The organism is Amycolatopsis heterodermiae, assembly GCF_034929455.1.
Taxonomy (GTDB): domain Bacteria; phylum Actinomycetota; class Actinomycetes; order Mycobacteriales; family Pseudonocardiaceae; genus Amycolatopsis; species Amycolatopsis heterodermiae.
The window spans coordinates 26,800-37,801 of record NZ_JAYFSI010000021.1 but is presented as its reverse complement, the minus strand read 5'-3'; the positions used below and the strand labels follow the sequence as shown (position 1 = coordinate 37,801).

The 11,002-nt window shown below is 74.7% G+C and carries 1 protein-coding gene; it reads left to right on the top strand.

Annotated features, from left to right (window positions below):
- Positions 1-4 precede the first annotated feature (4 nt).
- Complete coding sequence (locus tag VA596_RS47615) at positions 5-10,972, top strand: SDR family NAD(P)-dependent oxidoreductase (RefSeq protein ID WP_323337136.1); 10,968 nt, start codon at positions 5-7, stop codon at positions 10,970-10,972.
- The last annotated feature ends 30 nt before the right edge of the window (positions 10,973-11,002 follow it).

Sequence of the window (11,002 nt, the reverse complement as noted above, 5' to 3'; positions counted from 1 at the left end):
CGTCATGACGACCGACGAACGGACGCTCGACTACTTCAAGCGGCTGGCCGCCGAACTGCGCGAGACGCGGCGGCGCCTCAAGGAAGCCGAGGAAAGCGGTTCCGAGCCCCTGGCCGTGATCGGCATGGCCTGCCGGTACCCCGGCGGGGTCACCTCGCCGGAGCAGCTGTGGGACCTCGTCGACGGCGGCGGTGACGGCATGTCGGGCTTCCCGGCCAACCGCGGCTGGGACACCGACGCGCTGTACCACCCGGACCCGGAACACCGCGGCACGAGCTACAGCAACCAGGGCGGGTTCCTGCACGACGCGGGCGAGTTCGACGCGGGCTTCTTCGGCATCTCGCCGCGGGAGGCCCTGGCCATGGACCCCCAGCAGCGGCTGCTGCTGGAGGTCACCTGGGAGACGTTCGAACGCGCCGGGCTGGACACCGCGGCGCTGAAGGGCAGCGCCACGGGGGTGTTCGCCGGTGCCATGCGCAGTGAGTACGTCTCAGGGTTCGACGGCGGTTCCGAAGAGGTCGAAGGGTTCCTCGGCACCGGCTCGTCCAACAGCGTGCTGTCGGGCCGGCTCGCCTACACCCTCGGCCTGGAGGGCCCGGCCGTCACGATCGACACGGCGTGCTCGTCTTCGCTGGTCGCGGTCCACCTGGCGGCGCACGCGCTGCGGTCGGGGGAGTGCTCGCTCGCCCTGGCCGGCGGCGTCACCGTGATGGCGACGCCGGAGACGTTCGTCGAGTTCTCCCGCCAGCGCGGCATGGCCCCGGACGGGCGCTGCAAGGCGTTCGCCGCGGGCGCCGACGGCACCGGCTGGTCCGAGGGCGCGGGCATGCTGCTGCTGGAACGGCTGTCCGACGCCCGCCGCAACGGGCACCGGATCCTCGCCGTGGTCCGCGGGTCCGCGGTCAACCAGGACGGCGCGTCCAACGGCCTGACCGCGCCCAACGGCCCGGCCCAGCAGCGCGTCATCCGCGCCGCGCTGAAGAACGCCAAGCTCACCACCGCGGACGTCGACGCCGTCGAGGCCCACGGCACCGGCACCACCCTGGGTGACCCGATCGAGGCCCAGGCCGTGCTGGCCACCTACGGCCGCGACCGCTCGGCACCGCTGTGGCTGGGGTCGATCAAGTCCAACATCGGGCACACCCAGGCCGCCGCGGGCGCCGCCGGGATCATCAAGGTGATCGAGGCGATGCGCCACGGCGTCCTGCCGCGCACCCTGCACGTCGACGAGCCGTCGCCGCACGTCGACTGGACGGCCGGGGCGGTCGAGCTGCTCACCGAGCCGAAGCCGTGGGACACCGGCGACCGCCCGCGCCGGGCCGGGGTGTCGTCGTTCGGCATGAGCGGCACCAACGCCCACGTCATCCTGGAACAGGCGCCCGCAGTGGAGGAGCCTGAACCGGAACGCACTCCGCCGCCGGTCCAGGCGTGGCCGCTGTCGGCCCGCGGACCCGCCGCGCTGCAGGCCGCCGCCCAAGGCTTGCTGTCCACAGTGGACGACGTCGACCCGCTCGACCTCGGCTGGTCCCTGGCCACCACCCGCACCGCGCTGGAAAGCCGTGCCGTCGTCGTCGGCCGGACCCGTGACGACCTCAAGGCCGGACTGACCGCGCTGGCCGCGGGGGAGCCCGCTCCCGGCGTCGTCACCGGCGAGCCGCTGCTCGGGCGCACCGCGTTCCTGTTCTCCGGCATGGGCGCCCAGCGCTGCGGCATGGGCCGCGAGCTGTACGACACCTTCCCGGCCTACCAGGCCGCCTTCGACGAGGCGTGCGCCGCCCTCGACGCGCACCTCGACCGGCCGCTGGCCGACATCGTCTTCGGGGACGACCAGAGCCTGCTCGACCGGATGACCTACGCCCAGCCGGCGATGTTCGCGCTGCAGATCGCGCTGTTCCGGCTGATGGAGTCGTGGGGCGCGCGGCCGGACTACGTCGTCGGCCACTCCGCCGGCGAGCTGGGCGCCGCGCACGCCGCCGGGGTCTGGGACCTCGCCGACGCCGCCCGGATGATCACCGCCCGCGGCCGCCTGATGGAGGCGCAGCCGCCGGGCGGCGCGATGATCGGGATCCAGGCCACCGAGGAGGAGATCGCCGCCGAGCTGACCGACGGCCTCGCGATCGGCGCCCTCAACGCGCCGGACTCGGTCGTCATCTCGGGTGAGGAGACCATCGCCGAGGCCCTGGCGGCGAAGTTCGCCGAACGCGGCCGCAAGGTCAAGCGGCTCAACATCTCCCACGCGTCGCACTCGGCGCGGATGGACGGCATGCTCGCCGAATACGGCCGTGTCTCAGCGGCTTCGACCTATCACCAGCCGACGATCCCGGTGGTGTCCAACGTGACCGGCCGTCTCGCGGGTCCCGACGAGGTCACCGTGCCCGGTTACTGGCCGCGGCACGTCCGGCAGCCCGTGCGGTTCGCCGACGGTGTCGAGTTCCTGCGGGGGGAAGGCGTTTCCCGGTTCGTCGAGATCGGCCCCGACTCCGTGCTGGCCGGGATGGCCGCGCGGACGCTGCCGCCCGAAGGCACCGTCGCGGTGCCGGTGCTGCGGCGCGACCGTTCCGAAGCCCTGACGGCGATGGGCGTGCTCGCCGAGCTGCACGTCCGCGGCGCCCGCGTCGACTGGACGGCCTTCCACGCCGGGACCGGCGCCCGCACGATCGACCTGCCCACCTACCCCTTCCAGCGCGAGAACTACTGGCTGCGCGGCGGCCGCGGCGCGGGCGACCCGGGCGGGCTCGGCCTGGCCGACGCCGCCCACCCGCTGCTCGGCGCGTCCGTCCCGCTCGCCGACGGCGCCGGGATCGTGCTGACCGGCCGGATCTCGCCGGCCACCCACCCCTGGCTGACCGACCACGCGGTCACCGGCACCGTCATCGTGCCCGGCACCGCGCTCGTCGAGCTGGCGCTGCGAGCCGGCGACGAAGCCGGGTGCGCCCACCTCGAAGAGCTGACCCTGCGTGAGCCGATGGTCCTGGCGGGACCGGTGGACGTCCAGGTCGCGCTGGCCGCGCCGGACGACTCCGGCCGCCGCGCCGTCGCGGTGTACTCCCGCTCCGGTGAGGGCGCCTGGACGCTGCACGGGTCCGGCACGCTGGCGTCACAGGCCCCCGCGGCCGGGTTCGACCTGGCCGAGTGGCCGCCGCGGGACGCGGTCGCGGTGGACGTCACCGACGTCTACCCGGTCTTCGCCGCCGCCGGCCTCGAGTACGGCCCGGTCTTCCGCGGGCTGAAGGCCGCCTGGCGCGTGGGCGAGGAGATCTTCGCCGAGACCGAGCTGCCGGACTCCGTCGCCAAGGCCGACGTCGAGCAGTTCGGCCTGCACCCGGCCCTGCTCGACGCGGGCCTGCACGCGATTGGCCTGCTGAGCGACGAGCCGGGCGGCGCCAAGCTGCCGTTCCTCTGGCAGGACGTCACGCTGCACGCCACCGGGGCGTCCGCGCTCCGGCTGCGGCTGACCCCCGGCGCGTCCGGCGCGGTCACCCTGCGCGCCGCCGACGGCACCGGCGCCCCCGTCGTGACCATCGGCTCGCTGACCCTGCGCGAGCTGGCCGCCGGGGCCCTGGCCACCGCGCCCGGCCTCGACTCCCTGTTCCGGCTCGACTGGACGCCGGTGCCGACGCCGGCCGACCCGGCCGTGGTCGGCTGGGCCTACCACGGCCGCATCGGCGGCGGTGAGGTGCCGCCGGTGGTCGTGCTGCCGGTGTTCACCGACCCCGCGAGCGTCCGGATCGCCACCCACGAGGTGCTTTCCGTCCTGCAGGAACTGTCCACTGAGGACCGGTTCGCCGACGCGAAGCTCGTCATCGTCACCTGCGACGCGATCGGTCCCGGCCGCGTCGACCCGGCGGCCGCCGCCGTCTGGGGCCTCGGCCGCTCGGCGCAGAGCGAGCTGCCCGGCCGGGTCGTGCTCGTTGACAGCGAGACCGGCGACCTGTCCGACCGCGAGCTCGCCGCGGTCCTGGCCACCGGCGAACCCCAGCTGACCCTGCGCGACGGCGCCTTCGCCGCGCTGCGGCTCGGCCCGGTGCCGGGCCCCGACGAGCTGGTCCCGCCCGCCGAACCCGCGTGGCGCCTCGGCATGGCCGCGCGCGGCACCCTGGAGGAGCTGCGGCTGGAGCCGTGCCCCCAGGCCCTGGAACCCTTGGCTCCTGGGCACATCCGCGTCGGCGTTGCCGCCGCGGGCCTCAACTTCCGCGACGCGCTCAACGTCCTCGGCATGTTCGACGGTGAGCCCGGCCCGCTCGGCAACGAGGTCGCCGGCGTCGTCCTCGAGGTCGGGTCCGAAGTGGACGATCTCGCCGTCGGCGACCGCGTGATGGGGGTCGCGATCGGCGGCATCGGCACGGTCACCACCGCGCAGCGCTCGATGTGCGCTCGAATCCCTTCGGGGTGGTCCTACGAAGAGGCCGCGTCCGTGCCGCTGGTGTTCCTCACCGCGTACTTCGGGCTCAAGGAACTGGCCGGGCTGCGCGAGGGCGAATCCGTGCTGGTCCACGCGGCCGCGGGCGGCGTCGGCATGGCGGCCGTCCAGATCGCCCGCCACCTCGGCGCCGAGGTCTACGGCACCGCCGGCCCCGGCAAGCAGCACGTCCTGCGCGAAGCCGGGCTCGACGACGCCCACATCGCCAACTCCCGCACCCTCGACTTCGAGCAGCAGTTCCTGGCTACCAGCGAAGGCCGCGGGGTCGACGTCGTGCTCGACGCGCTCACCGGCGACTTCGTCGACGCGTCCCTGCGGCTGCTGCCGCGCGGCGGCCGGTTCCTCGAGATGGGCAAGGCGGGCCTGCGCGACCCCGACGAGGTCGCCGCGCAGCACCCGGGCGTCCACTACCGGCCCTACGACCTGATCGAAGCCGGGCCCACGCAGTTCTCCCGGATGTGGGCCGAGGTCCTCGACCTGTTCGCGCAGGGTGTCCTGACCCCGCTGCCGCGCCGGACCTGGGACGTCCGCCGCGCGCCCGAGGCGTTCCGGCTGCTCAGCCAGGCCAAGCACATCGGCAAGGTCGTCCTGACCGTGCCGCAGGGGCCGGAGCCCGAGGGCACCGTCCTGATCACCGGCGGCACCGGCGGCCTCGGCGCGATGCTGGCCAGGCACCTGATCACGACCCACGACGTCCGGCACCTGGTCCTGACCAGCCGTCGCGGCCCGGACGCGCCGGGCGCTGCCGAACTGGCCGCGGAGCTGACTTCGCTGGGTGCCACCGTCACGATCAGCGCGTGTGACGGCTCGGACCGCGACGCCGTCGCCGGGTTGCTGGCGGGGATCCCGGCCGAGCACCCGCTGACCGGCGTCGTCCACGCGGCCGGTGTCCTCGACGACGCCCCGCTCGACGCGCTGACCCCCGAGCGGCTCGACCGCGTCCTCGCGCCGAAGGCCGAAGCCGCCTGGCACCTGCACGAACTGACGTCGGACCTGCGCTGGTTCGTCCAGTTCTCCTCGGCGGCCGGCGTGCTCGGCAACCCGGGACAGGGCAACTACGCCGCCGCCAACGCCTTCCTCGACGGGCTCGCCACGCGCCGGCGCGCCGAGGGCCTGGCCGCGCAGTCGGTCGCCTGGGGCCTGTGGTCCGGCGGCATGCGCGGGGAGCTGGGTGACGCGGGCGAGGACCGCATGCGCCGCAGCGGGTTCCCGCCGATCGACCCCGAAGAGGGCCTGGCGATGTTCGACCGCGCGGTCGGCCTCGACCACGCCGTCCTGCTCGGCCTCAAGTTCGACCGCGCGACCGTCCGCGGCAGCGACGCCCCGATCTCGCCGCTCATCCGTGCGCTGGTCGGCGGGTCGGGCCGGGCCAAGGCCAAGACGGCCACCGTCGAGCAGGCGGGCGAGCTGCGCCGCAAGCTCACCGGGCTGCCCGTGAGCGAGCAGGACGAGCTGCTGCTCGACCTGGTCCGCCGCGAGGTCGCGCTGGTGCTCGGCCACGCCGACGCGGCCGGGATCGCCGCGACCCGCGCGTTCAACGAGATCGGCTTCGACTCGCTCACCGCGGTCGAGCTGCGCAACCGCCTCGGCGCCGCGACCGGCCTCCGGCTGCCCGCGACGCTCGTGTTCGACCACCCGACCCCCGCCGCGCTGAGCACGTTCCTGCGCACCGAGGTGGTCGGGGACGAAACGCCGGTCCCGGCCGTGGTCACCCCCAGCACGGCCGGGGCCGGTACCCACGACGACCCGATCGTCATCGTCGGCATGGGCTGCCGCTACCCGGGTGAGGTCACCTCGCCCGGTGAGCTGTGGCAGCTGGTCGCCGAGGGCCGCGACGGCGTCGGCGACTTCCCGGCCGACCGCGACTGGCCGCTCGACTCCCTGTTCCACCCGGACCCCGACCACCGCGGCACGACGTACGCCTCGGAAGGCGCTTTCCTCTACAACGCGGGCGACTTCGACGCCGAGTTCTTCGGCATCTCGCCCCGCGAGGCCCTCGCCATCGACCCGCAGCAGCGGCAGGTCCTCGAGACGGCGTGGGAGGCCCTCGAACGCTCGGGCATCAACCCCGCGACCCTGCGCGGGACCAGCACCGGCGTGTTCGCCGGCGCACTGTCCAACGACTACATCTCCCGGCTGAGCGCGATCCCCGAGCAGGTCGAAGGCTTCCTCGGCACCGCGTCGTTCAGCAGCGTCGTCTCCGGTCGCGTCGCCTACGCGCTGGGCCTGGAGGGCCCGGCCGTCTCGGTCGACACGGCGTGCTCGTCTTCGCTGGTCGCGGTGCACCTCGCCGCCCAGTCGCTGCGGTCGGGGGAGTGCACGCTCGCCCTGGCCGGCGGCGTCAACGTGATGGCCTCACCTGACATGTTCGTCGAGTTCTCACGGCAGCGCGGCCTCGCGCCGGACGGGCGCTGCAAGCCGTTCGCCGGCGCGGCCGACGGCACGAACTGGGCCGAAGGCGTCGGAATCCTCGTGCTGGAACGGCTTTCCGACGCCCGCCGCAACGGGCACACCGTGCTGGCCGTCGTGCGCGGCTCCGCGGTCAACCAGGACGGCGCGTCCAACGGCCTCACCGCCCCCAACGGCCCGTCGCAGCAGCGGGTGATCCGCGCGGCGCTGGCCAACGCCGGTGTCGAGGCGTCCACTGTGGACGTCGTGGAAGCGCACGGCACCGGTACCCCGCTGGGTGACCCGATCGAGGCGCAGGCCCTGCTGGCGACCTACGGCCAGGACCGCGAGCGGCCGCTGCTGCTCGGCTCGGTCAAGTCCAACATCGGCCACACCCAGGCCGCGGCCGGTGTCGCCGGGATCATCAAGGTCGTCGAGGCGATGCGCCACGGCGTCGTCCCGGCCAGCCTGCACGTGGACGAGCCGACCCCGCACGTCGACTGGACCACCGGCGAGATCGACCTGCTAACCGAGCCGACGCCGTGGCCGGAGACCGGGCGGCCGCGCCGCGCCGGCGTGTCGTCGTTCGGGATCAGCGGCACCAACGCGCACGTCGTCATCGAGCAGGCGCCGGACCTCGCCGAGCCCGAGCCGTCACGCGACCTGCCGGTCGTCCCATGGGTCCTGTCCGGCCGGAACCCTGGCGCGCTGGCTGCGCAGGCGGCCCGGCTATCCACTGTGGACGAGTCTGCTGTGGACGTCGGGTTCTCGCTGGCGACCACCCGGACGCACCACGACCACCGCGCGGTCGTCGTGGGAGACGCGGCTTCGGGGTTGCGTGCCCTGGCTGGAGGCGGATCCGCAGCCCACCTCGTCACCGGAGAGCCCGCCACGGGACGGCTGGCCTTCCTGTTCACCGGCCAGGGTTCGCAGCGGGCCGGGATGGGCCGCGGGCTGTACGAGGCGTTCCCGGTGTACGCGGCGGCCTACGACGAGATCGCCGCGCTGCTCCCGGCGGTCGGCAACGACGACCTCGACCGGACCGGCACCGCCCAGCCCGCGATCTTCGCCCTGGAAGTCGCGCTGTACCGGCTCTTCGAGTCGTGGGGCGTGCGCCCGGCCTTCGTCGCCGGGCACTCGATCGGCGAGATCGCCGCGGCGCACGTGGCCGGGGTGCTGTCCCTGGCCGACGCGGCCAAGCTGATCGAGGCCCGCGGCCGGTTGATGGAGGCGCTGCCCGAGGGCGGCGCGATGGTCGCGGTGCAGGCGAGCGAGGCCGAGGTGGCCGAGTTCTCCGGCGTCGCCATCGCGGCCGTCAACGGCCCGGACGCCGTCGTGCTCTCGGGCGCGGCGGAACCGGTGCTGGCCGCCGCCGCGGCCCTGGAAGCGCGGGGCCGCAAGGTGAAGCGCCTCGACGTCTCCCACGCGTTCCACTCGCCGCTGATGGACCCGATGCTGGACGAGTTCGCCGAGGTCGCGGGTTCGTTGACGTACGCCGAGCCGTCGATCCCGGTCGTGTCGACGCTGACCGCCGACCTCACCGACCCGGCCCACTGGGTGCGGCACGTGCGGGAGCCGGTCCGGTTCGCCGACGCGCTGACGGCGTTGACCGCCGACGGTGTGACGACGTTCCTCGAGATCGGCCCGGCCGCGGTGCTCTCGGCCCTGGCCGCGGGCGCAGGCGAGGCGATCCCGGCCCTGCGTGCCGACCGCGACGAGCCGTCGACGGCGGTGACGGCCCTGGCCCGCCTGCACGTCCGCGGGATCGACGTCGACTGGCCCGCGTTCTTCGCCCCGGCGTCGCCGCGGGTGGTCGAGCTGCCCACCTACGCCTTCCAGCACGAGCGGTACTGGATTCGCGAACCGGCCGTCGCGCGGGTCGCCGGCAGCCTGCGCCACCCGGTGCTGGCCTCGGCCGTGACGTCGGCCGGGGACGGGTCGGTGCTGTGCACCGGCGTCCTGCCCGCGGAACCGTCGGACACGCTGCTGGTCGAGCTGGCGATCCGCGCCGGGGACGAGGTCGGCTACGCGACGCTGGCCGAGCTGACCGTCGAGGCACCGCTGTCCGGGGACCGCGAGGTCCAGGTCGCGGTCGGCGCCTCGGACGACGGTCGTCGCCCGGTCTCGATCCACACCCGCGCCGGGCAGGACTGGCAGCGCCACGCTTCCGGCTTCCTGGTCACCCAGCCCGCGATGGCCGCTTCGGTCGAAGAGTCCTTTGTGGAGCTGACCGTCCCGGACGACACGCTCTACAGCCTGCACCCGAACCTGCTCGACCCGCTGCTGGCCGAGCACGGCTGGCCGGTGGCCTGGCGGAACGTCACCCTGCACGCGACCGGCGCTACCCGCGTCCGGGCGTCGCTGACCGACGGCGCGCTGAGCGTCGTCGACCTCGCGGGCGAGCCGGTGCTCACCGCCGAGGTGGCGTTCGGCGAGCGCCCGGCCGTGGCGGCCGCACCGAGCGAGTCGCTGCACCGCCTGATCTGGACCCCGGTCGCCCTCACCGGCTCCGAGATCGACGCCGAGGTCCTCGAACTGCCCGAACCGCAGGGCGCCACGGGCGTCGCCGACGCGGCCCGGCTGGCGACCACCGAGGTGCTGGCGAAGCTGCAGGACTGGCTCGCGGCACCCCGGGACGGCCGCCTGGTGATCCTGACCGCGGGCGCTGTGGGACTGTCCGAAGAGGACGGTGCCGACCCGGCCGCGGCGGCGGTCTGGGGCCTGGTGCGCGCGGCGCAGTCGGAACACCCCGGCCGGTTCGTCCTCGTGGACGGCGACGGCGACACGGCGGTGCTGGGCCGGGCGTTGGCCACCGGTGAAGACCAGCTGCTGTTGCGCGAAGGAAAGGCCTACGCACCACGGCTGGCGCCGGTCGGCGCGACCGCGGGCGAAAGCCCGGACCTCGCCGGCGGCACCGTCCTCGTCACGGGCGGTACCGGCGGGCTCGGCGCCCACCTCGCGCGGCACCTCGTCCAGGCACACGGCGTCCGCGACCTGGTCCTCACCAGCCGTCGTGGCGCGGACGCGCCTGGCGCCGCCGCCCTGACCACCGAACTCACCGACCTGGGCGCGACCGTCCGGATCGAGGCCTGCGATGTCGCCGACCGCGGCGCCGTCGAGACCCTCCTGGCCGGGATCCCGCAGCTGACGGGGGTCGTGCACGCGGCCGGTGTGCTCGACGACGGCCTGGTCGAGGCGCTCACCCCCGACCGCCTGGACGCCGTCTTCGGCCCCAAGGCCGCGGCCGCCTGGCACCTGCACGAACTCACCAAGGCCCACGACCTCGCCGCGTTCGTGCTGTTCTCCTCGGCCGCCGGGGTGCTCGGCAACGCCGGGCAGGGCAACTACGCCGCGGCCAACGCCTTCCTCGACGGCCTCGCCGTGCACCGCAAGGCCCTCGGCCTGCCCGGCCGCGCGCTGGCCTGGGGCCGCTGGGCCGACGGCATGGGCGGCGCGCTCAGCACCCAGGCCGGTCACCGCCTGAGCCGCAACGGGTTCCCGGCCCTCAGCACCGAAGAAGGCCTGGCTCTTTTCGACGCGGCCCTCGCGACGGACGTCGCCGCGTCGGTGCCGGTCAAGCTGGACCGCGCCGGGCTGGTCGCCGGGCAGGTGCCGCCGGTGCTGCGGGACCTCGTGCCGGCGACCCGGCGCCGGGCCGCCGCGGCCGACGCGGGCGAACTGCGCCGCAAGCTCGCCGGGCTCGCCGAAACCGACCAGGAACGCGCGCTGCTCGACCTGGTGCGCGGGCAGGCCGCGGCCGTGCTCGGGCACGCCGGGGCGGCCGCGATCGCCCCCGGCCGCGGCTTCCTCGACCTGGGCTTCGACTCGCTCACCGCGGTCGAATTCCGGACCGCGCTGGCCGTCGCGACCGGTCTCACCCTGCCGAGCACCGTCGTGTTCGACTACCCGGCGCCGGACGCGCTCGCCAAGTACCTCCAGGTCGAACTGGCCCCCGAGACCGGGCCGGGAGCCGCGGTGACCGAGCAGATCACCCGGCTCGAAGCCCTGCTCGACGGGGCCGACCCCGCCGACGCGGACATCGAAGCCCGCCTCAAGCGGCTGGTGACGGCGTGGGCCGCGAAGAAGCCCGCGCACGCCGACCTCGAAGCCGCGTCCCCGGACGACCTCCTCGCGCTGATCGACGACGAGTTCGGCCCGCGCTGACCGCCCTCCAGCCCCTCGGGAGCCGTGACC

Coding starts and splice junctions, on each gene's coding strand:
- VA596_RS47615 (WP_323337136.1), top strand. CDS start 5: ATGACGACCGACGAACGGACGCTCGACTACTTCAAGCGGCTGGCCGCC.